The organism is Devosia sp. CAU 1758 (assembly GCF_054482695.1).
In genome coordinates, this window is sequence record NZ_JBTLRJ010000003.1 from 393,553 (window position 1) to 416,292 (window position 22,740).

Annotated in this window: 18 protein-coding genes; 9 read left to right on the forward strand and 9 right to left on the reverse strand. The window is 62.0% G+C overall.

Features of this window, described 5'->3' with window-relative positions; genetic code table 11:
- The first annotated feature begins 11 nt into the window (after window positions 1–11).
- Window positions 12–434, forward strand: a complete 423-nt coding sequence (locus ACXYMS_RS12015) for a hypothetical protein (protein ID WP_458906574.1) — start codon at window positions 12–14, stop codon at window positions 432–434.
- A gap of 13 nt (window positions 435–447) precedes the next feature.
- On the opposite strand, the gene ACXYMS_RS12020 is transcribed toward ACXYMS_RS12015, so the two are convergent.
- A complete protein-coding gene (locus ACXYMS_RS12020; RefSeq protein WP_458906576.1) occupies window positions 448–798 on the reverse strand; it encodes a hypothetical protein in 351 nt (116 codons plus the stop codon).
- A gap of 157 nt (window positions 799–955) precedes the next feature.
- Entirely contained in the window at window positions 956–4,723 is a 3,768-nt protein-coding gene (gene metH, locus ACXYMS_RS12025; protein ID WP_458906578.1) for a methionine synthase, read from the reverse strand.
- Window positions 4,724–4,977: 254 nt separating this feature from the next.
- Here metH and ACXYMS_RS12030 point away from each other — a divergent pair, with 254 nt between their 5' ends.
- The 7 genes from ACXYMS_RS12030 (at window position 4,978) to ACXYMS_RS12060 (ending at window position 12,294) form a co-directional block, all read left to right on the forward strand.
- Window positions 4,978–6,030, forward strand: a complete 1,053-nt coding sequence (locus ACXYMS_RS12030) for a septal ring lytic transglycosylase RlpA family protein (protein ID WP_458906580.1) — start codon at window positions 4,978–4,980, stop codon at window positions 6,028–6,030.
- 56 nt (window positions 6,031–6,086) lie between these two features.
- Complete coding sequence (locus tag ACXYMS_RS12035) at window positions 6,087–7,235, forward strand: D-alanyl-D-alanine carboxypeptidase family protein (RefSeq protein ID WP_458906581.1); 1,149 nt, start codon at window positions 6,087–6,089, stop codon at window positions 7,233–7,235.
- A 185-nt stretch (window positions 7,236–7,420) separates the two neighbouring features.
- Entirely contained in the window at window positions 7,421–8,104 is a 684-nt protein-coding gene (gene tmk / locus ACXYMS_RS12040) for a dTMP kinase (RefSeq protein ID WP_458906583.1), read from the forward strand.
- Window positions 8,101–9,126: an AAA family ATPase gene (locus tag ACXYMS_RS12045; RefSeq protein ID WP_458906585.1), complete on the forward strand. Its 1,026-nt coding sequence runs from the start codon at window positions 8,101–8,103 to the stop codon at window positions 9,124–9,126. Before tmk ends, ACXYMS_RS12045 begins: the two co-directional genes overlap by 4 nt.
- On the forward strand, window positions 9,123–10,673 hold the full coding sequence (gene metG / locus ACXYMS_RS12050) for a methionine--tRNA ligase (RefSeq protein WP_458906586.1): 1,551 nt from the start codon (window positions 9,123–9,125) through the stop codon (window positions 10,671–10,673). The genes ACXYMS_RS12045 and metG overlap by 4 nt, the downstream gene beginning before the upstream one ends.
- A gap of 1 nt (window position 10,674) precedes the next feature.
- The gene (locus ACXYMS_RS12055) at window positions 10,675–11,454 is read left to right on the forward strand and encodes a TatD family hydrolase (RefSeq protein WP_458906588.1); all 780 of its coding nucleotides are present in this window, start codon (window positions 10,675–10,677) and stop codon (window positions 11,452–11,454) included.
- 3 nt (window positions 11,455–11,457) lie between these two features.
- A complete protein-coding gene (locus tag ACXYMS_RS12060) occupies window positions 11,458–12,294 on the forward strand; it encodes an MBL fold metallo-hydrolase (protein ID WP_458906590.1) in 837 nt (278 codons plus the stop codon).
- Window positions 12,295–12,487: 193 nt separating this feature from the next.
- Here ACXYMS_RS12060 and ACXYMS_RS12065 read toward each other — a convergent pair whose 3' ends face one another.
- On the reverse strand, window positions 12,488–13,255 hold the full coding sequence (locus ACXYMS_RS12065; RefSeq protein WP_458906592.1) for an EF-hand domain-containing protein: 768 nt from the start codon (window positions 13,253–13,255) through the stop codon (window positions 12,488–12,490).
- A gap of 222 nt (window positions 13,256–13,477) precedes the next feature.
- On the opposite strand from ACXYMS_RS12065, the gene mazG reads away from it, so the two are divergent.
- Window positions 13,478–14,287 carry a nucleoside triphosphate pyrophosphohydrolase gene (gene mazG, locus ACXYMS_RS12070; RefSeq protein ID WP_458906594.1) on the forward strand — a complete coding sequence of 270 codons (810 nt, stop codon included), beginning with the start codon at window positions 13,478–13,480 and terminating at the stop codon, window positions 14,285–14,287.
- Here mazG and hflX read toward each other — a convergent pair.
- From hflX to ACXYMS_RS12100, 6 genes are all read right to left on the reverse strand, one after another.
- On the reverse strand, window positions 14,284–15,651 hold the full coding sequence (gene hflX / locus ACXYMS_RS12075; RefSeq protein WP_458906595.1) for a GTPase HflX: 1,368 nt from the start codon (window positions 15,649–15,651) through the stop codon (window positions 14,284–14,286). The two genes, mazG and hflX, sit on opposite strands and share 4 nt — an antisense overlap.
- 8 nt (window positions 15,652–15,659) lie before the next feature.
- Window positions 15,660–15,911 carry an RNA chaperone Hfq gene (hfq, locus tag ACXYMS_RS12080; RefSeq protein ID WP_035078721.1) on the reverse strand — a complete coding sequence of 84 codons (252 nt, stop codon included), beginning with the start codon at window positions 15,909–15,911 and terminating at the stop codon, window positions 15,660–15,662.
- A gap of 180 nt (window positions 15,912–16,091) precedes the next feature.
- The gene (gene ntrX, locus ACXYMS_RS12085) at window positions 16,092–17,474 is read right to left on the reverse strand and encodes a nitrogen assimilation response regulator NtrX (RefSeq protein WP_458906598.1); all 1,383 of its coding nucleotides are present in this window, start codon (window positions 17,472–17,474) and stop codon (window positions 16,092–16,094) included.
- Window positions 17,475–19,808 (reverse strand): sensor histidine kinase, encoded by a 2,334-nt coding sequence (locus ACXYMS_RS12090; RefSeq protein ID WP_458906599.1) that lies wholly within the window; start codon window positions 19,806–19,808, stop codon window positions 17,475–17,477.
- A 361-nt stretch (window positions 19,809–20,169) separates the two neighbouring features.
- On the reverse strand, window positions 20,170–21,618 hold the full coding sequence (gene ntrC / locus ACXYMS_RS12095) for a nitrogen regulation protein NR(I) (RefSeq protein ID WP_458906601.1): 1,449 nt from the start codon (window positions 21,616–21,618) through the stop codon (window positions 20,170–20,172).
- Window positions 21,615–22,736 (reverse strand): two-component system sensor histidine kinase NtrB, encoded by a 1,122-nt coding sequence (locus ACXYMS_RS12100; RefSeq protein ID WP_458907013.1) that lies wholly within the window; start codon window positions 22,734–22,736, stop codon window positions 21,615–21,617. Before ACXYMS_RS12100 ends, ntrC begins: the two co-directional genes overlap by 4 nt.
- Between the last annotated feature and the right edge of the window lie 4 nt (window positions 22,737–22,740).

Here is a 22,740-nt window from a genome sequence, read left to right on the forward strand (position 1 = left end):
GGGTAGCTTCTGTGATTTTTGTGGCCTCATCCGAAACTTACAAGCCTGCTGGTTTTGCCTCAGAGGTGTGCCGGCGCGCCGTAGAGCCGCTACTAAACACTCTTTTTGCTCAATCGGCGCTGCCCGCGTTCGATTGTAAGCTACGCTATGTACCAATCATCATGCCGCCTGGCATGGCAGAGCGCTACCCCGCCCGGTCGAGGGTCAGGCGGAAGGAGCGCATCTATGATTGCGCACCTCAATTGTACTATGAAACCTTTGTAAGTGGCACCTTCGAGAAACAACTGGCCGAGTATGTCGCGGGCATACGCACCTCAGCGCCCCATCTGGCCAAGCTGGGGGCGTCCCAAGATCAAATCGCTGAATTCGAGCTGATTTTGTCGCGTGCGGTCGAGTACATCTTGGTCAACCAGCTCGATCAGACCCGACACTGAGTGGCAGAAATATCTAGTCCGTCCCCGCCAGATAAAACATCCGCGCCACCGTGTGATCCCGCAGCGCCTGCGCCGGCAATTTTCCTGTCAGCGCCAGAACGACCTGCTGCGGATCGGCCACCGCACTGGCATCCACAACCACCCGCGAGAATGCCGGACGCATGTCGCGGCGATGTTCCTCGAGCAGATTGTAGAGCAGGGCCCGTATGTCGGCCTGGGCCGCACAGGCGACGCAATGGTCGCCATCGGCATGGCCATGCCCGGTATTGGCCGGCAGGCGGATCAGCGCCGTGTTCCCGTCCAGCGGGACGAGGTGGCCGCTTTCGGTGATCAGGGTCACGGGGATGGGATCGAGACGAGACATTCCAAAAAGACACCTCTTGTTCTTCTCCCCATCGGGGAGAAGGTGGCGCGCAGCGCCGGATGAGGGGGAGGCAGAAACACCCAATAGCGCTGCGGCGGACTTCCCTTCACCGACCCGGCTTCGCCGAGCCACCTCTCCCCAATGGGGAGAGGAAAATCTACTCCGCCGCGATCCTGCCCGGGATATAGTTGAGGATCGGCGCCAGCCAGCGCTCGACCTCTTCGACATCCATACCCTTGCGCTGCGCATAGTCGAGCACCTGATCGCGCTCGACCTTGGCGACGCCGAAATAATAGGCGTCCGGATGGCTGAAATAGAGCCCGGAAACCGATGAGCCGGGCCACATGGCAAAGCTCTCGGTCAGGGTCACGCCGACCGTGTTTTCGGCGTCCAGCAGTCGGAACAGCGTAGTCTTTTCAGTGTGGTCCGGCTGTGCCGGATAACCCGGGGCCGGGCGAATGCCGCGATAGGTTTCGAGGATGATTTCCTCGGGCGTCAGAGTCTCGTCGGCGCCATAGCCCCAGAGTTCGCGGCGCACCTTGAGGTGCATGAATTCGGCCAGGGTTTCCGCATAGCGGTCCGCCAGGGCTTTCACCAGGATCGACGAATAATCGTCATTGGCTCGTTCGAAGCGCTCGGCAATGGCCACTTCCTCGATGCCCGAAGTCACCGCGAAGCCGCCGATATAGTCCGCCTTGCCGCTCTCGACCGGCGCGACGAAATCGCTGAGCGCCATGTTCGGCTTGCCATCGCGCTTGGAGAGTTGCTGGCGCAGGGTGAACAGCGTGGCCAGTTCCTCGCGGCGATCCTCGCCGGTGAACAGGCGGATATCGTCGCCCACCGCATTGGCCGGCCAGAAACCCACGACTGCCTTGGGCGCAAACCACTTTTCCTCGATGATCTGGGCGAGCATGGCCTGGGCATCGGCCCAGAGCGCGCGCGCGGCCTCGCCCTGTTTCTCATCCTCGAGAATGGCCGGATAACGGCCCTTGAGCTCCCAGGTCTGGAAGAATGGTGTCCAGTCGATGTAGCGGGCCAGTTCGCCCAGGTCGAACTCGGTGAACACCCGCGTGCCGGTGAAGCTCGGCTTGGGCGGTGTATAGCCGGTCCAGTCCGGTCTGAAGGCATTGGCGCGCGCCGAAGTCAGCGGCAGGCGCCGCTTTTCGGACTCGGCCCGCTCATGCGCCGCGGCGGCCTTGGCATATTCGGCCCGGACCCCCTCGATGAACGTTACCTTGGTGTCACTCGAGAGCAGGTTCGAAACCACGCCAACAGCACGGCTGGCATCGTTGACATGCACGGCCTGGCCACGAGCGTAACGCGGGTGAATCTTGACCGCCGTATGCACGCGACTGGTCGTCGCCCCGCCGATGAGCAGGGGAATGTCGAAGCCTTCGCGCTCCATCTCAGAGGCCACATGCACCATCTCGTCGAGCGATGGGGTGATGAGGCCGGAGAGCCCGATGATGTCGACCTTCTCGGATCGTGCCGTTTCGAGGATCTTCTGGGTCGGCACCATGACGCCCAGATCGATGATCTCGTAATTGTTGCACGAGAGCACGACGCCCACGATGTTCTTGCCGATATCGTGCACGTCGCCCTTGACCGTCGCCATCAGCACCTTGCCGGCACTCTTGCGGCCGGCGGCATCACCATTGGCGTCCTTCTCGGCTTCCATATAGGGCATCAGATAGGCCACGGCCTGCTTCATCACGCGGGCAGACTTGACCACCTGGGGCAGGAACATCTTGCCCGAACCGAACAGGTCGCCCACCACATTCATCCCGGCCATCAGGGGCCCTTCGATGACGTGCAGCGGCCGGGTTGCCTGGGCGCGCGCTTCCTCGGTATCGGCCTCGATATATTCGGTGACGCCATTGACCAACGCATGGGTGATGCGCTCGCCCACGGGCAGCTCGCGCCAGGAGAGGTCCTTGGCCTTGCCTTCGCCGCCGGCCTGGCCCTTGTAGCGCTCGGCCAGTTCCAGCATGCGGTCGGTGGAATCCGCGCGGCGGTTGAGGATCACGTCCTCGCAGGCATCGCGAAGTTCCCTGTCGATGGTCTCGTAAACGGCCAGCTGACCGGCATTGACGATGCCCATGTCCATGCCGTTCTGGATGGCATAGTAGAGGAACACCGCATGCATGGCCTCGCGAACCGGCTCATTGCCGCGGAACGAGAAGCTCAGGTTGGAGATGCCGCCCGAGATGTGGACATGGGGCAGGCTGTCTGTGATTTCCCTGGTCGCTTCGATGAAATCGACGCCGTAATTGTTGTGCTCTTCAATGCCCGTCGCCACCGCGAACACGTTGGGGTCGAAAATGATATCTTCGGCAGGAAAACCAACGACTTCCGTGAGGATCTTGTAGGCCCGCGCACAGATTTCGACCTTGCGCTGTTTGGTGTCTGCCTGTCCGGTCTCGTCGAACGCCATCACCACCACGGCCGCGCCATAGGCCCGCACCAGCCTGGCGTGATGGATGAACGCCTCCTCGCCTTCCTTGAGCGAGATGGAGTTGACCAGCGCCTTGCCCTGCACGCATTTGAGCCCAGCCTCGATCACTTCCCATTTGGAAGAGTCGATCATCAGCGGCACCTTGGCGATGTCGGGTTCCGCTGCAAGCAGGTTGAGGAACTCGATCATCACCTGTTGGCTGTCGATCAGGCCTTCATCCATGTTGATGTCGATGATCTGGGCGCCATTGGCCACCTGGTCCCGCGCGACGTCGAGTGCGGCGGTATAATCGCCAGCGGTGATCAGCTTTCTGAACCGCGCCGAGCCCGTGACATTGGTCCGCTCACCGATATTCACGAAGGGAATTTCGTCGGTCAGCGTGAAGGCTTCGAGGCCCGCCAGTCGCAGGAGTTTTTCCGCCTCAGGCACCGGACGTGGCTGATATTGCGCGGCCATCTGGGCCACGGCGCGAATATGGTCCGGCGTCGAGCCGCAGCAGCCACCGACGATGTTGAGAAGCCCATCGCTGGCAAAGGCCTGCAATTGCGCCGCCATTTGCTCGGGCGTCTGGTCATAGGCGCCCATTTCATTGGGCAGGCCCGCATTGGGATAGGCGCAGATGAATGTGTCCGCCACGCCCGAAAGCTCGGCAATGTGGTCGCGCATCAAATCAGCGCCCAAGGCGCAGTTGAGCCCGATGGTGATGGGGTTGGCGTGGCGCACCGAATACCAGAATGCCGTCGGGGTCTGGCCCGAAAGTGTCCGGCCCGACAGATCGGTGATGGTGCCCGAGATCATCATCGGCACATCGATGCCGCGTTCCTCGAACAGCCTCTGAGCGGCAAAGATACCGGCCTTGGTGTTGAGCGTGTCGGTAATCGTTTCGAACAGCAGCAGGTCCGCACCGGCATCCACCAGCCCGCGAATGGCCTCACCATACGCTACGACCAGTTCGTCGAAGGTAATGGCGCGATGGCCAGGGCTGTTGACGTCCGTTGACATGGACGAGGTCTTGTTGGTCGGCCCCAGGGCGCCGGCCACGAAGCGGCGGCGGCCATCCTGGGCCTCGGCGCGCAAGGCCGCGCGCCGCGCCACCATCACTCCCTGATAGTTGATGTCATAGACCGCTTCCTCGCAGGCGTAGTCTGCCTGTGCCACTGAGGTGGCCGAGAAGGTATTGGTCTCCACGATATCGGCGCCGGCCAGATAATATTCGAGGTGAATATCCTCGATCATCTGCGGCTCGGTGATGACGAGGAGGTCGTTATTGCCCTTGAGCGGGTGGCTCCAGCCCTTGAAGCGCTCACCCTGGAAATTCTCCTCGGTGAGCCCCAACCGCTGGATCATCGTCCCCATGGCACCGTCAAGGATCAGTATGCGTTCGGCCATGGCGCTTTTGAGCGCGGCGTGCACGTCCGCCCAATCGGGAATGACAGCGCCATCGGTGATCTGGTCAGGGGAGGAGCTCATCGCCGTCCTCACTTTCATAGAGTTGCGGCACAAACGGGCGCCGCGTCATCACATAAAGATATCTTTATATCAGTCAAGCGACAAGGCATGGCTTTGCGCTTTCCGGACGGTTTGACGAAAATGCCATGCAAGCCGCTAACATCTCATTGGTCTTAACCGCTCCTAAACCAGAAACTTGTTCCTTTCTGTAATCCGGGATGCGGGGCAGCTATGCTCACGCGCAAGAGTGTGTGTTTCAAAGAGTATTGCGTACCGTGACGACCTCCTGGCGCAGCGCCGTCCGTATCATGGCCCTTTCGGCACTAATCGTTCCGACGATCGCCGCCTGCGCGACCGGGGGAGGGCTCGGCGCCACGGTCAAGCGCGCGGCCTTCTCATCCAGCGAATATGGCGTTGCGGTGTCGCCGCGCGTCACCTCCAACCCCAATCCCCCCAGGGGCGGCGGTCGCCACCAGATCGGCAAGCCCTATACGGTGCGCGGCAAGACCTATGTGCCGCAGCATGATCCGGGCTATTCGGCGTCCGGTTCAGCCTCCTGGTATGGCTCCGACTTCCATGGCCGCCGCACCGCCAATGGCGAAATTTTTTCGGCCAATGCCATCACGGCGGCGCATCCGACCCTGCCGTTGCCCTCCTATGTCCGCGTCACCAATACCGATAATGGCCGTTCGCTGATCGTGCGCGTCAATGATCGCGGCCCTTATGTCGCCGGCCGCATCATCGACCTGTCGCATCAGGCCGCCGCCATGCTGGGCTATGTCAACAAGGGCTCGACCAGCGTCCATGTGCAATATGTGGGGCAGGCGCCGCTGGAAGGGGACGACACCCGCATGCTGGTCGCCAGCTATTCCGGCCCGGCCGACTATGACACCGGCCCGATCCGCGTTGCCAGTTCTGGCGGCAGTCAGAGCAATCGCAGCCTGGTCGGCATGACCACCAATTTCATTTCAGGCCTTTTCTCCTACGCGGACACCACCGCCCTGGAGGCCGATGCCGCCATCGGCTCGGCACATGAAGCGGCCAATGCCATGGCGGGTGGTAATGCCGGTCTCGCGGCCTGGGCCAACTCCGTCGATGCGGATAGTCGCGCCATTACGCTGGCTTTGGGTGTCTTTGCTGACCCCGCGAATGCCGCCGAATTGGCCCGGCAATTTGCTCTGCTTGGCGCCGTGACCGAAGAACCGGTCTCGATCAATAATGGCCCGGCCACCAAGCTGACGCTGACTCACCTCAAGCCCGGGGCGACATCACAAGACGCGCTCACACTTGCGCGAGAGCTTGGCCTTCCCGACGCAATTCTCTATTAATTGCGACGATCGTGCGGCCGGGGGAGTTCGGCCCATGAATATGAGACGCAAGGGAAATGTCCGTGAGAGTGCTGATCGCTATCGCTGCTTTTCTGGCCTTTGCCGGATCGGTCGCTGCACAGGCTGACTTCGACACCAAGGCGCAGTTCGCGGTGCTGATGGACTACGAGTCCGGCACGGTAATCTTCCAGAAAGACGCTGACGCCGCGCTGGAGCCGGCCTCGATGGCCAAGCTGATGACGCTGGCAGTGGTATTCAATGAGATCAGAGCGGGGCGGACCAGTCTCGATGACGAGTTCTTCGTCTCCGAACATGCATGGCGCACCGGCGGCGCCGCATCGGGCGGCTCGACCATGTTCGCGGAACTCAATTCGCAGATCCGCGTCGAGGAGCTGGTGCGTTCGGTCATCATCCAGTCCGGCAATGATGCGGCCATCATCCTGGCCGAGGGCATTGCTGGCTCCGAAGGCACCTTTGCGCTGATGATGAACGAGCTGGCCGACGATATCGGACTAGAGGGATCACAGTTCACCAATCCAACCGGCTTGCCGGACCCGGACATGTATTCCAGCGCTCGGGACCTGGCTGAACTGGGCCGCTACCTGATCCGCGAATTCCCCGAATACTATCATTATTTCTCTGAGCCCTCGATGGAGTGGAACGGTATCAACCAGGCCAATCGCAACTCGCTGGTGGAAATGGGCATAGGGGTCGACGGCCTGAAGACCGGCCATACCGAGGCCGCCGGCTATGGCTCGGTGACATCAACCGACCAGGGCGATCGCCGCCTGATCGCAGTCGTTCATGGCCTGACCTCGATGCGGGAACGCACCGAGGAAGCCCGAAAACTGTTGACTTGGGGCGCACGCGCCTTCGAGCGCTTCACGCCTTATGCCGACGGTCAGGTGGTCGCATTCGCCGATGTCTATGGTGGGGCCAGCCCCAATGTCGGACTGGTCGGAAGCGGTGAAATCGCGCTCTACCTGCCGCGCGGATCACGACAATGCCTGTCGGCAACAGTCAACTACCACGCCCCGCTCCTACCACCGGTCAACGCCGGCGACAGAATTGGGGAATTGCGGGTCTATTGTAACGATCAGCTCGTGCAGTCTGCGCCCCTCTATGCTGCTGAGAGCGTCGGGCAGGGCGATCTGGTTCGCCGGGCGACGGATGCGCTCAAGCAATTGGCGCTGGGCTGGCTTTGAGAGCTGGCGCCGCTGTGCATTCTGATGGCTTCCCAACCCATCCAGCCGTCACCCTCGGGCTCGACCCGAGGGCTCTTCACTTGACGACCGCGCCAGAAGTACATAGCCCTCGGGTCTAGCCCGAGGGTCACGCGCGGTGGGCGTTGCTTGGCTAGTGCATGGAATACAGGACAATGTTGCACCACGTGCCAACAACCGACACCAGACCGGCCCGATTCATCACCTTTGAAGGCGGAGAAGGTGTTGGCAAGTCCACGCAGGTGCGGCGACTGCTGAACAATCTGAGCCACCACGCCGTCGAGGCGGTGCGCACCCGCGAGCCCGGCGGCACGCCCAAGGCCGAAGCCATCCGCTCCTTCATCCTGCAGGGGCGCTCGGAAATCTGGGGCGCTGGCGCCGAGGCGGTGCTGTTCGCCGCCGCACGGCTCGACCATGTCAGCCAGCTCATCGCCCCCAATCTCGCCAAGGGAACCTGGGTCATTTCCGATCGCTTCTGCGATTCCACCCGCGCCTATCAGGGCCTGACCGGAGGGGTGAATGACCGGCTGATCGATGCGCTGGAAAATCTCGCCCTGGATGGCCATACCCCCGACCTTACCATCGTGCTCGATATGGACCCGGAAGTGGCCTTTCGCCGGGTCGAACAACGCGCGGTGGAAGACGGCCTGCAGCTGACCGGCGACCGCTTCGAAAAGGAAGAGCTCGACTGGCACCAGCGCCTGCGCGAGAACTTCCTGGATATTGCCCGCAACAACGCAGATCGCTGCGTCGTCATTTCCGCAGAACAGGACGAGGAAAAGCTGGAGGACGCCATCTGGGAGGCTGTCAGTTCCCGCTTCCCCGAATTGCAGGGCAGGCCGGTCCCGTGACCGATCCCACTGCCCTCCCGGATCTGCCGCTGCCCGAAGTGCGGCAGAAAGCCATTGGCCATGACACAGCCCGCAATGCCGTGCTTGCCCAATTGGCAGATCGCCGCCTGCCTGGCGCATTTCTGCTCCATGGGCCGCAGGGCATCGGCAAAGCGACGCTTGCCTTCGAGCTAGCCGCCTCGATCCAGACGGCCACAGGCGACGAGGACGCGCACCGGGTCCGTGAGCAGGTGGCGGCCCTGTCGCACCCCAATCTGTCGGTCCTGCGCCGCCGCCCCAAGGATTCCAAGGGCTATTACACCGTCATCCGCGTCGAGGATGTGCGCGAACTGCGCGACGGACTGCACCACACAAGGGGCAGGGCAGGGCACCGCGTCGCCATTCTCGACAGCATCGACGACTGCAATGCCAATGCGGCCAATGCTCTGCTCAAGACCCTCGAAGAGCCACCAGCCGACACCACCTTCTTCCTGGTTTCGCACCGGCCCGGGCAGTTGCTGCCCACCATCCGCTCGCGCTGCCACACCCTTGCCTTGCGGCCGCTCGCCGATGCGGATGTTGCCAGCATTGTTAAAGGCAGCCTGCCGGAGCTGGATCAGGCGGCGCTTGAGCGCGCCATCCAGCTGGCCGGCGGGCGTCCGCGCCGCGCCTTCGAAACGCTGGCCCTGGCTGAAAATTCACCCGTTGGCGCGCTGCTGTTGTGGCTGCGCCAGCCCGAGGCGGCGCCGGTGGCCGCAGGCCTGCAACTGGCCGATGCCCTGGGCAGCGATCCGCAGGGAGCGGACCTGTCCTTTGGCCGCGAAATCCTCAGTGACTGGCTGGCCGGTGAAATGCGCGAGGCGGCCATGCAACCGGGGGCGCGCAGGCGGCTTGCCTCGGCAACCGAGCTATGGGAGAAGGCAGGCGCACTTATGGGCGAAGCCGACAGCGTCAACCTCGATATGAAGCAGACGCTGGTGGTCATCTTCGATGCCATAAGGAAGCACTGCGCCCTCATCGCCAATCCCGCCGAGCCAGCATGACCGCCAAGCCCTTCTACGTCACCACCGCGATCTCCTATCCCAATGGCGCGCCCCATATCGGCCACGCCTATGAGATGATCGCGACCGACGCCATCGCCCGCTGGAAGCGGCTGGAAGGCCGAGAGGTCTATTTCCTCACCGGCACGGATGAACACGGCATAAAGATGGTGCAGACGGCAGCCAAGGAAGGCATTCCCGTGCGCGACCTGGCCGACCGCAATGCCGGCGCCTTTCTCAAGCTCGCTGGCGAGTTGAACCTCTCCAACGACGACTTTATCCGCACCACCGAGCCGCGCCACTACGAAGCCTCGCAAGCCATCTGGAAGAAGATGGCCGCCAGCCACAATGGCGATATCTTCCAGTCCACTTACAAGGGCTGGTACTCGGTTCGCGACGAAGCCTATTTTGACGAAGACGAGCTGTCCGAGAAGAACGGCAAGCGCTTTGCACCGTCTGGCGCCGAGGTTGAATGGGTCGAGGAGCCGACCTATTTCTTCCGCCTCTCGGCCTATCAGCAGAAACTGCTGGACCTCTACGAGGCCAATCCCGATTTCATCGCTCCCAAGGAGCGCCGCAATGAGATCATTTCCTTCGTAAAAAGCGGCCTCAAGGACCTTTCAATCTCCCGCACCACCTTTGAATGGGGGGTGCCGGTACCCGACGCACCGGGCCACGTGATGTATGTCTGGGTCGATGCCCTGACCAATTACATCACCGGCCTAGGCTATCCGGATGAGCAGAGCGAGCTGTTCAGGAAGTTCTGGCCGGCGGACCTCCACGTCGTGGGCAAGGACATCATCCGTTTCCACACCGTCTATTGGCCCGCCTTCTTGATGAGCGCCGGCATCGAGGTGCAACACCGCGTCTTCGCCCACGGCTTCCTGACCGTTGATGGCCAGAAGATGAGCAAGTCGCTTGGCAATGTCATCGACCCGTTCCATCTGGTCGAGACCTTCGGGCCCGACGCGGTGCGCTATTTCCTCCTGCGCGAAGTGTCGTTCGGCAATGACGGTGACTACAGTCACGAAAAGCTGGTCAACCGCGTGAATGCAGACCTTGCAAATAATCTGGGCAATCTGGCGCAGCGCTCGCTTTCGATGATCAACAAGAACTGCGAAGCAAAGATACCCGAACTGGGTGCTTTGACCGACGCCGATGACGCGATTATCGTCGAAGTCACCGAGGCGCTAGCCGACGCGCAAAAGGCCATGGACCAGCAACTGATCCATGAAGCCACCGGTGCCATCATCGGAGCGCTGAGTTCGGCCAACAATTATTTCGCAGGCCAGGAGCCCTGGGCGCTGAAAAAGACCGATCCGGCCCGCATGGCCACTGTTCTTTATGTGACGGCCGACACGGTTCGCCGGCTCGCTATTCCCATGCAGGCCTTTGTACCGGCCTCGGCCGCAAAGCTGCTCGACCAGTTGGCCGTGCCCGCAGACCAGCGCGGCCTGGATGCGGCAATGCAATCAAATGCCCTCGTGACTGGCACCGAACTGCCGGTGCCACAGGGCGTCTTCGCGCGTGTAGAAAAGCCGGCTGAGTGACATGCTGATCGACAGCCATTGCCATCTCGATTTCGAGGCGCTGTCCGCTGACCTGGATGGCGTAATGGCGCGAGCCGAGGCGGCCGGGGTCACCGGCATGGTGACGATATCCACAAGGGTGGAAAACTTTTCCACATATGCTGGGCTCGCGGAACGATATGGGAACGTCTGGTGCTCGGTCGGCACCCACCCGCACAACGCCCATGAAGAACTGCATATTGAGACGGATGATCTTGTCCGGCTAAGTGCCCATCCGCGTTGCGTTGCCATCGGCGAGGCGGGCCTCGACTACTTCTACGATAATGCCCCGCGCGAGGCCCAGGCCACCGGCTTGCGGCGCCACATCGCAGCGGCCCGTTTGACAGGTCTTCCACTGGTTATCCACAGCCGCCAGGCCGATGAAGACATGGCGGCGATCCTTGAAGAAGAGGCCGGGCAGGGGGGCTTCCCCTTCGTCCTGCACTGCTTCACTGCCGGCATGGACTTGGCGCAGCGCGCCCTGGCGCTCGGCGGCTACGTGTCCTTCTCGGGGATCATCACCTTCAAGAATGCCGAAGAAATTCGCGACGTCGCCAGGATCGTGCCCGCCGACCGCTATCTGGTCGAGACCGACGCGCCATATCTGGCACCGATCCCGCATCGCGGCCACTCCAACGAACCGAGCTATGTGCGGCACACGGCGGAAAAACTGGCTGAGGTGCGCGGCATCACACTTGAACAGCTCGGCCGCGAATCCACCGCCAATTTCGGGCGCCTGTTCTCGAAAACCGGCATCAGTTGACGCATGGCGGCACCGGACCGGATCATAGCGACCATTCTGGGCTGCGGGTCCTCCGGCGGCGTACCACGCATCGGCAATGACTGGGGCGCCTGCGACCCGAATGAGCCACGCAATCGCCGCCGCCGCTGTTCGTTGCTGATCGAAGGCTGGCGGGACGGCATTCCCGATCCCACGCGCGTCCTGATCGATACCGGCGCGGATCTGCGCGAACAGATGCTCGACGCCAAAGTGGACCGCGTCGATGCCGTGCTCTTCACCCATGAGCATGCCGACCATACCCATGGCATCGACGACCTGCGGGTGCTGGCGCTGCACAATCGCCGCCGCGTCGACGTCTATTTCTCGGCAGGATGCGGCGCGCGGCTGCGCGAGGCCTTCGGCTATTGCTTTTCGACGCCGCCGGGCAGTTCCTATCCGCCGATCCTCAATGCCCACGAAATCGCCGACGGCCAGGCCGTGGAGGTCAGTGGTCCCGGCGGCACGTTGGCGCTGCTGGCCTTCGACCTGGTCCATGGCGACATCAATGCCTTGGGCTACCGCATCGGCGGCGTGGCTTATTGCTGCGATCTCTCGGCGGTGCCGCCAAGCGCTCACGAGGCATTGAGCGGGCTCGACACCTGGATTGTCGATGCACTGCGTCCCACGCCGCATCCCAGCCATCTGAGCCTGCCAGAGACCCTGGACCTGATCGAACGTTTTGCGCCGCACCAGGCCATACTGACCAACATGCACATCGACCTCGATTATCGCGGCACAGATGCCGAGACGCCTTCAAACGTCACGCCTGCCTATGACGGAATGCAGATCGATGTCACAACCGGGCGCATTCTCAACCGCTAGGACGCAGCGAAGCGCCGAAAGCCTCGGATTTCCGAGGATTTCTAACCTACAAAAGTTCCATAATATATATTATGCGAAATAGAGATTGAGCATTTTGTGTGTGCGCCAGTCTCTCTGAAGTTGGCAATGTCTCGCTTCAGCAGCCCTGGGACCTCCCCCTGTGGTTCGCTCGCCCAGGCTCTTTGAGTTGCGGCTACGCTTGCTGGACTTCAGCAGCGTCGGACCTCACCGCACCCAGTTCCAGTTGCCGGATGAGTCGGGCCATCAGCGCATCGGTCAATTCGGCGCTCCGAACCACCCCGCCGAGGACCGTCTCAATATCCGGTGGCGGCGCCGGCGGTGGCTCCGCCGCGCCGTCCTTTATCGGTGTCAGGCGCCGGACGGCCTCCACGCGCTCCCTCACCGTCGGATCGAGATCTGGATCATCGAGATCGATGGGATCGAGCACGTCGATCATCCGGCGGCCGATCATGACTTCATCCCGGGAGAAATATCCGTCCTCTGCGGCGCCTGGCAGTGCGGCAAAGCCGTGCTGGGGAATGTCCCCTTCATCCAGGGCCTGGGCGAATTGCAGCGCCCTCTCGGCGTCAAACTCCTCCCGGCTCAGGAGACCATCGCCATCAAGGTCGGCCCGCTCAAACAATGCATCGACAGCCGCCCTATCGTCGGCCATGCGCTCATCGCGGCTTGCAGCCTTGTATTCCTGCACGGACAGCAGGCTCGCCATGGTCGCGGGCGCCATTGTCACCACGCTGAATTCGGCCAGGGACAATTGGTCATCGTTATCCTGATCGTGCCGGCTCACCACGCCCCGGGCAACGTCAGGATCAGCGCTGCCTGGCAGCAGCCCGGCGATTTCCTCGGCACTGACAACATTGTTCCGGTCGGCGTCTGCTCTCTGGAACAGCCGGGCCAGCAAGTCTGGTCCAAAGGGCCCGCTACCAATGGCGCTGTCGGTCATAATCCGCTCCCGGCTGATCAATGCACATAAGTTCATCTGCAATTGTCATGCCAGTTCGGGGCCGCAGAAATCCTATAAAATTCAAACGCAGCAACCCGTTAGAACCTCCCGACCTGACACTTGCGCGGCAAGTTCTGCCTGTTGGCGGGCAGAAACGCCCTGCCCATGGGCGCAAGGCAGGCTATGGTTCACCACCGATTCTGCCCCAATACGAGCCTTGCCATGCAGCCATCCCGCGACATATCCCGCCTGATCGAAATCATGGCGGCGCTCCGCAATCCCGATGGCGGCTGCCCCTGGGATCTGGAGCAGGATTTCCGCTCTATCCGCCACTACACCATCGAAGAAGCCTATGAGGTGGCCGACGCCATCGAGCGCGAGGATTTCTCCGATCTGCGCGATGAATTGGGGGACCTGCTGTTGCAGCCCATCTACCACGCCCAGATGGCCAGCGAGATCGGCAAGTTCGATATTGGAGATGTCGTGCAGGCAATCACCGAAAAACTGATCCGCCGACATCCGCATGTCTTTGGCGATGTGGTCGCCGACGGGGCCGATGATGCCCAGAACCGCTGGGAAGCCATCAAGGCCGGCGAACGCGCTGCCAAGGCCGAGCGCAAGGGCGACGTCGAACCCTCGATCCTCGATGATGTGCCCCAGGTGCTCCCTGCCCTGGCCCGGGCAGAAAAACTCACCAAGCGGGCCGCAAAGGTGGGTTTCGACTGGCCCGACCTGCCCGCGGTTCGCACCAAGGTCGCCGAGGAACTGGCGGAAGTGGCCGAGGCGGAGTTGTCAGGCGACGAGGATGCCCTCCGCGAGGAAATCGGTGATCTTCTCTTTGCCGTGGCCAATCTGGCCCGCAAGGCGGGTATTGACCCGGAAGCCGCGCTACGCGACGCCAATGCCAAGTTCACCCGCCGGTTTCACTATGTCGAGGCGCGCTGTCGGGAGGACGAGATCGAGGCCGCATCGGCCGGGCTGGAGCGCCTGGATGGCTACTGGAACGAAATCCGCGCCAGCGACAAGCGCTAGAGGTCCGACAGCGCGATCCGGCCGTTGAAGCGCTCGAGAAAGGCCGACCGGTGGCGCGGGTCGACACGCACGACATAGTCGGATCCCTTTTCGGTTGGCTCATCGCGCGAAATGACTTCGGCATTGTTGTGTAGCCAGCCGATATCGCTGCCGGCGCTGTGCGGAACATGCACGTGATAGGTACGGCTCTGCTCGCCCAGCGTCTTCTCGATGGCCAGCTTCAGCGCGTCCAGCCCCTGCCCGGTATGGGCCGAGACCGGCATCGTGGCGAGGACCTTGCCGGCCGGGGCAGCGGCGGCCAAGGCCAGGGCGGGCTCGTCGAGCAGGTCGATCTTGTTCCAGACCTCGATGATCGGCGTGGCCTCGGATGACACGCCAAGCTCTTCGAGCACGGTGAGGACGTCCTGGGCTTGCGCGGCATGATCGGGATTGGCGATATCGCGCACATGCAGGATGATATCGGCGTCCAGCACCTCTTCGAGCGTGGCGCGGAACGCAGCCACCAGGTCGTGCGGCAAATCAGCAACGAAGCCCACGGTATCGCTCAGCATCACTTCGCGGCCATGCGGCAATTCGATCTTGCGCACCGTGGTGTCAAGCGTGGCGAAGAGCAGGTCCTCGGCAAACACCCCTGCCCCGGTCAATGTATTGAAAATACTGGATTTTCCGGCATTGGTATAGCCGACGAGGGCCACCACCGGGATCAGCGCCTTGGTGCGTTGCCGCCGCTGCTGCTCTCGGGTCTTCCTGACCTTGTCCAGCCGGTCCTCCAGCAGCACGATGCGCTCGGTGATCTGGCGGCGGTCGCTTTCGATCTGTGTTTCGCCGGGGCCGCCCATGAAGCCGGTGCCCCCGCTGCCGCGTTGGCGTTCAAGGTGGGTCCAGGAGCGAACGAGACGCCCCTTCTGGTAATTTAGATGCGCCAGTTCGACCTGCAGCACGCCCTCGCGGGTTGCTGCCCGTTCCCCGAAGATTTCGAGGATCAGCGCCGTGCGGTCAAGCACCTTCGTACCGGTCTCGCGTTCCAGATTGCGCTGCTGGATGGGTGTGAGCGCCGCATCGACCAGCAGCAGCTCAATCTGCTCGGCCTTGACTTTTTCGGCCAGTGTCGCGACGTGGCCGGCCCCGATATAGGTGGCCGGGCGGATCTCGCGGACCTTGACCACTTCGGAAAAAACGATATCGAGCCGGATGGCACCCGCCAGGCCTTCGAACTCGGCCTGCCGCGCCTCAATGCTGTGATAGGACGACTTTCCGCGAACATCGGGACAAACCAGCCCCGTTCGCGTCGGCTGCTCCTGCCGATCGATATAAGGCTTCGGGCCACCGGGAAAGGCGCCCGCCTCGTCGTTAAATTCGTCCATATATGCGGTCAGTCGTGATCGTTGTTCTGCTCGGGGTCGAACAGTTGGATCGGCGCGCCGGGCATGATGGTTGAGATGGCGTGCTTATAGACCAGTTGCGACTGCGCGTCACGGCGCAAAAGCAGGCAGAAATTGTCGAACCAGGTAATGACGCCTTGCAACTTCACGCCGTTCACCAGGAAAATGGTGACCGGCACTTTCTGCTTGCGAACATGGTTCAGGAAGGAATCCTGCAGGTTTTGCTGCTTTTCGCTGGGCATTTAGGCCTCTTTGCCGCGGCTTGTATGTCGCTGTTGTTCCGCAATGACTTGCGTCCGGACTTCGAAGGACTGCCGCCCAGCCCCAAAGCCCGAATTATCATATGAAATGCACTATGGCACAAATGTGCCGAACTGCCTACCGCCCTCATTGCATGGCAGGGCGACATTTTCATAGCATTTTCAGAGACCGAGCGACTTTATCTTGCGATGCAACGCGCTGCGCTCCATACCGACGAACTCCGCGGTTTTGGATATATTACCACCAAACCGCTCGATCTGCGCCAGCAGGTACTGGCGCTCGAACACCTCCCTGGCCTCCCTTAGCGGCAGGCTCATCAGATGCGCCGAGGCGTCCGTGTCGCCCACCGTGGGCAGCACCTCGCCAATGTCGGACGGCAGCATGGTGGCGGTGAGCACGCCATTGTCGGGCTGCTGGTCCTTCATCAGGATCAGGAGGCGCTCCAGCGAATTGCGCAACTGGCGGGCATTGCCCGGCCATTCCTGCGCCTGCAGCACCGCCATGGCGTCGTCTCCCACGATCAGGCGCTGCAGATTGTGCATGCGGCAGACCTGTTCGATGAACACCGCGACAAGGGGCGGCACATCCTCGCGTCGTTCACGCAGCGGTGTCAGCGGCAGCGGCACGATGGACAGGCGATGAAACAGGTCCGACCTGAACTCGCCGGCCTCGACCTGGGCCGCTACGTTTTGTGAACTTGAAGAGATGATGCGCACGTCGATCGGAACCGCCTGGGTGCCGCCGACACGGTTGAACCGGTTTTCCACCAGCGTGCGCAGCAGCGACGTCTGCACCTGCTGAGGCAGCGTTGTGACTTCCGAAAGGTAGAGCGTGCCGCCATGGGCCCGCTCCAGCGCCCCCACTTCCATCTTCAGCATCCCGGTCTTGTCACGCGCTTCGCGCCCGAACAGCACCACCGGTACTTCGTCGGGCGCGTAGAGTGAGGCGTTGATCTCGACAAAGGGGGCATTGGCGCGCGGGCTGCGCTGGTGGATCTGGCGCGCGACCAGGCCCTTGCCGGTGCCCGAGGGTCCGGAAATGAAGATGCGCGAATTGGTCGGCGCCGATTTTTCGATCACGGCGCGAATCTGCTGCAGGGCTGGAGACGTCCCCACCATCTCGACGCTTTTGCTGGCTGAACGCTCCTTGAGTTCGGCCACCTCGTTGCGTAGGCGCGTCGCCTCCATCGCCCGTTGCGTCACATGCAGCAGCCGGTCGATCTTGAAGGGCTTTTCGATATAGTCATAGGCGCCGCGCCGGATGGCCGACACGGCCGTCTCGACATTGCCATGGCCCGAGATCATCACCACCGGCATGTCGGGGTGCTGGGTCTGGAACACGTCAAGCAATTGCAGCCCATCGAGGCGCGAGCCCTGCATCCAGATGTCGAGGAACACCAGGCTGGGCCGCCGCCGCGCGATTTCGTTGAGGCCGCTATCGGCATCATGCGCCTGCCTTGCCTCATAGCCCTCGTCTTCGAGGATACCCGCAATCAGGTCGCGGATATCATCTTCGTCATCGATAATAAGGATGTCTAAAGCCATTTACTTCTGAACAACCGCCGAAAAATGCGGCTCCTCCTCTTGGGCAGGGTTTTCGTCCGCCGCCGCGGTTTCTGCCTCGATTGTGCTCATTGCAGGGGAATGCAAAGGAAGCGTGAAGGTCACGCATGCCCCCACCCTGCCCTGCAGATCAGGTTCGGCATCGATCAGTTCAACGATCCCGCCATGCTGTTCGATGATGCGCGCAACAATGGCCAGTCCGAGGCCCGTGCCCTTGTCCCGCGTCGTCATATAGGGTTCGAGCAGCCTTTGTCGGTTTTCCGGCGGCCAGCCCTTGCCATTGTCCGAGACCGAGACGCGCGCGTGATTGCCTTCCACATGCGCTTCCACCGTGATTGTTGGCTGCCAGTCTGCCGACAGCGCTATTCCCTCGAAGGCCTCCACGGCATTTTTGATCAGGTTTGTGAGGGACTGGGCCACCAGCCGCGCGTCGAACCAGGCATTGATCGGGTCTTCGGGCAGCAGAGTAACGATATTGACTTCGGGCAGCCGCACGCTTTCGAGGAACACCGCCTGGCGGACTGTATCGCTGAGATCGGCTGATTCCGGCGCCGATTCCGGCATGCGCGCGAATGCCGAGAATTCATCCACCATCCGGCCGATATCGCCGACCTGGCGCACAATGGTGTTGATGCATTTGTCGAAGACCTCCCGGTCGTCCTCCAGCTTGCTTCCATAGCGGCGGCGCAGCCGTTCGGCCGAGAGCTGGATGGGCGTGAGCGGGTTCTTGATCTCATGGGCGATACGGCGCGCCACATCCGCCCAGGCACTCGTGCGCTGCGCTGATTCGAGATCGGTAATGTCATCGAAGGTCAGCACATAGCCCTTGGATTCGGTGATCGAGCCCTCGCGGGTCAATTGCACCTGGTAGATGCGGCGGTCGGTTTCATTACCCAAGTGTATCTGGTCTCGAACCTGCCCGCGTCGCGCCGAACGCGCTTTGTCCAGTGTCGGTCCGATCTCGGGCATGATCTCGTCCATGGGCTCGCCCATGAGCTCGATTTCAGTTCGCCCCAGCATTTCGCAAGCCCGGGCATTGACCAGGGTCACCGCGCCATAGGGGTCAAGGCCGATAATGCCGGCCGACACGCCTTCCACCACCGCCTCGGTGAACTGGCGGCGCTTTTCATTGACCTCATTGGCCTTGAGCAGGTCGAGCCGCTGCGACTTGAGTTGCAGGGTCATGCGGTTGAAGCCGTTGGACAGGTCCCGCAGGTCACCCCTGCCCTCCTGCACCGGCACCTGCACGTCAAGGTCGCCGGCGCTGACCCGGCGCGAAGCGATCATCAGGTTCCGGATCGGGTCGACAAAGCGGTTGGCCAGCGCAATGCCGATCCACAGCGCTGCCAGCAACAGCACCACTGCAAGCCCGACATACATGATGGTAAAGGTAATCTGGAACACCAGACGATTAGACGCATATTCCCGATATTCCGTTATATTTTCGTCAGTTAGACGCATATATTCAAGCACTTCCGCATCCACGGGCCGCGCGACGAACAGATAGGTCTCCTCATAGTTCCGCAGCTTGATCACGGAGCCCACAAACTGGGTTGCGCCGGGAGCGATGGGTGTCGGAATGCCCTCGACAACGCCATCGGTCACACCCGCCGGAAGCTTGGGAAAGGAACCCGCGACATTGATCTGCGCGCGCATCAAGGTCTCGCCGGCGCGGTCGATCAGGGATGTGAAGGGGAGCGAGCGGGTGACTGCCAATGCGGTCAGGATGCGCTCGAAGCGTTCCGGCTCGTTCTCATAGGTGGCGCGGGCCTGCTCCAACTCGGTCGCCACCCAGATGATGTCGTCGCGCAGCACCTGGGCATGTTCGAGCATGTAGGAGCGCGCGACGAGGCGTGAGCTTTCCACCATGGCCCGGGTCCGCTCGGAGAACCATTGGTCCAGCCCCTGGTTGAGCGCGATGGTGGCCACCACGGCCACGAGGGCGGCCGGCACCGCCGCCACGAAGGCAAACATGGCCACCATGCGGATCTGGAGGCCCGCTCCGGGCACACCGCGCAATCGCGCCTGGAACAGCAGTACCGCCTCGGTCACAACCAGGGCGATCACCAGCAGCACCAGTAGCCCCGTCACGATCCAGATCACTGTCCAGATGGCCGGCGAAGGCTCGATCGTGGTGATGCCCGACAGGATCAGGAAGGACACCGAAGACATCAGCACCGAGGCAAAGACGACGAGGAACCCCAGCACGCGCAAAGACTGGTTCTGCCTTATGCGCGAGAACCGGCGCGGCCCGGACCGGGACTCGGTCGCGGATTCGTCGCGCTGTTGGTCATCGGTTAAGACCAAATCGGCCATGGACTGCCTAGTTTCCCCCGCTTTGCTGGCTTTGCCCGGCCGCCTTTGGGTGGGCCGGCAAGTGTCATCTAGGTGCAAAGCCAACAGGAAAGCGAAGCCTGACCCAATTCAGGCGACCCTTCAAGACAATTGTTGCCAAAATGTGACACTCCGTGGCGCTGAGAAACGGTCCAGTGGACCGTTTTCCGCCACGGAGGCCATGAGAGCTACGCTCGAATGGCGGCCTCGACCCGCTACGCGGGTAAAATCGCTCCAGTGAAGCGATTTTAGGGTCTGGGGCCCGAAGAGCTACGCTCGCAGGGCATGCTCCATGCCGTGAGCACCTAACTACAATGGGCTTAGCGCCGCCTAAGCAACCGCGCTACCCGCCCCGACGGCTGTGCTTGACGATCTCGATGCTATGCGTGCGGATCTTCTTGCGCAGCGTATTGCGGTTGAGCCCGAGCAGGTCTGCCGCCTTGATCTGGTTTCCGCCACAGGCGTTGAGGGCCATGGCGATCAGCGGCGCCTCGACCTTGTCGATCACCCGCTGATACATGCCCGGCGGCGGCAGGTTGGGCTCATGCTCGCGCAGCAGCTGCCCCACATGGGTTTCGACCGCCATGGATATGTCCATCGGGCCCGACGCGGTGCTGACCGAGGACCGGTCGACGATGTTGAGCTCGTTCTGTACGATCTCGGACGAAATCTGTTCGTCGGCATAGAGCGCCGACAACCGCCGCACCAGGTTTTCCAGCTCGCGGATATTGCCCGGCCAATTGTAGTTCTGCATCAGCCGGATGGCTTCGGGCGAGATGGTCTTGGATGGCTCCCCTTCGCGTTGCGCCAGGCGCAGGAAGTGCTGCACAAGATCGGTGATGTCATCGATGCGTTCGCGCAGTGGCGGCAGGCGGATGGGCACCACATTGAGGCGGTAGTAGAGATCCTCGCGGAACAGGCCCTGCCGGATCATCTGGCTGAGATCGCGGTGCGTGGCGGCAACGATGCGCACATTGGTCTTGATGGCGTTTCGCCCCCCGACCATGGTGTATTCGCCTTCCTGCAGCACGCGCAGAAGGCGTGTCTGCGCGTCCATCGGCATATCGCCGATTTCGTCGAGGAACAGCGTGCCGCCCTCGGCCTGCTCGAACCGGCCAGAAGAGCGGGAATTGGCGCCGGTAAAGGCGCCCTTCTCATGGCCAAAGAGTTCTGCCTCGATCAGGTCGCGCGGGATAGCGGCCATGTTGATGGCGACGAACGGCCCGTTACGGCGCTTGCCAAAGTCGTGCAGCGCCCTCGCCACCAGTTCCTTGCCGGTGCCGCTCTCGCCGGTGATCATCACCGTGAGATCGGTCTGCATCAGCCGCGCCAGCGCCCGATAAATGTCCTGCATGGCGGTGGAGCGACCCACCAGCGGCATGGTTTCGCCCGGCTCCTCGGCCTTGCGCTCGGCATTGGTGGGCTTCTTGGCGTCGGCCAGGGCACGCGCCACCACCGAGAGCACCTCGGTGATGTCAAAGGGTTTTGGCAGATATTCATAGGCGCCCACTTCCGAGGCGCGAATGGCCGTCATGAAGGTGTTCTGGGCACTCATCACGATCATCGGCAGCTCAGGTCGGAGCTTCTTGATCTTGGGCATCACCTCGAAGGCATTGCCATCGGGCATGGCCACGTCGGTGATAAGGATATCCCCTTCCCCGCGGCTGACCCAGTTCCACATGGTCGAGATGTTGCCCGTTGGCCGCACCTCGTACCCGGCCCGAGTTAGGGCTTGGTTGAGCACCATGCGGATAGCAGCATCGTCATCGGCAAGCAGAACGACATGGCTCATATGGTCGAACCCTCTTCGGCGTCGGCTGGGGTCTGGAAGGCACCGCTGGCCACAGGCAGCAGGATGCGGAAACGGGTGCGGCCGGGGCGGCTGTCGCAATCGATCACCCCGCCATGATCCCCCACGATCTTGGCAACCAGTGCCAGACCGAGCCCGGAACCATTGGTCTTGGTGGTGACGAAGGGATCGAACAGGAATGGCAGAATGTCGGGCGGCACGCCCGGACCATTGTCCTCAATGATGATCTCGAGCGGTAGCGAGATGCGCTCGGCCACGCCGGCCACGCTGATGCGAATGCCGGGCCGAAAGGCCGTTGTCAGCTTGATCTCAGGTTTTTGCGTTCTTTCAAGGACTTCCGAGGCATTCTTGATCAGGTTTAGAAACACCTGGATCAACTGGTCACGATTGCCAAAGACCGGCGGCAGCGACGGATCGTATTCCTCGTCGAATTTGATGCCGCGTGCCACCCCGTTGCGGGCCAGCAGTTTCACACGGTCGAGCACCACATGGATGTTGATCGGCTCACGTTCCATCGGGCGCTCGTCACCGAACACTTCCACACGATCGATCAGCCCGACGATGCGGTCCGTTTCCTCTCGGATCAGCCGGGCCAGCGGCACCTCATCTGAGGCCACCGACTGTTCGAGCAATTGCGCCGCACCCCGAATGCCCGAGAGCGGATTCTTGATTTCATGCGCCAGCATGGACGCCAGACCCGTCACCGAGCGCGCAGCACCACGAGATACCATCTGCCGGTCGATCTTGTCGGCCATGGTGCGTTCCTGGATCAGCACCGCAACCCGCCCATCCGTATCCGAAATCGGGCTGGCAAAGACGTCGGCGATACGTTCGTCGCCAAAGCGCGACGAACCGACCCGTACCCTGTATTCGGTCATCGGGGCCCGGCGCTGCAATACCGTCTCAACCAACGAAATGATCGGCGACCCAAAGGCGATGAGGTCGTCCAGCGTCTGGCGCGTGAGCACGCTGAGCGACGCGCCAAAAAACGCCTCGGCGGCATAATTGACGAACTGGATGCGGCGGGTCTCGTCCAGCACGAGAATCGGTTGCGGCAGCGCCTGCAACACCGCCCGCGCCGGCACCGAGTCCAAATCCATCAGA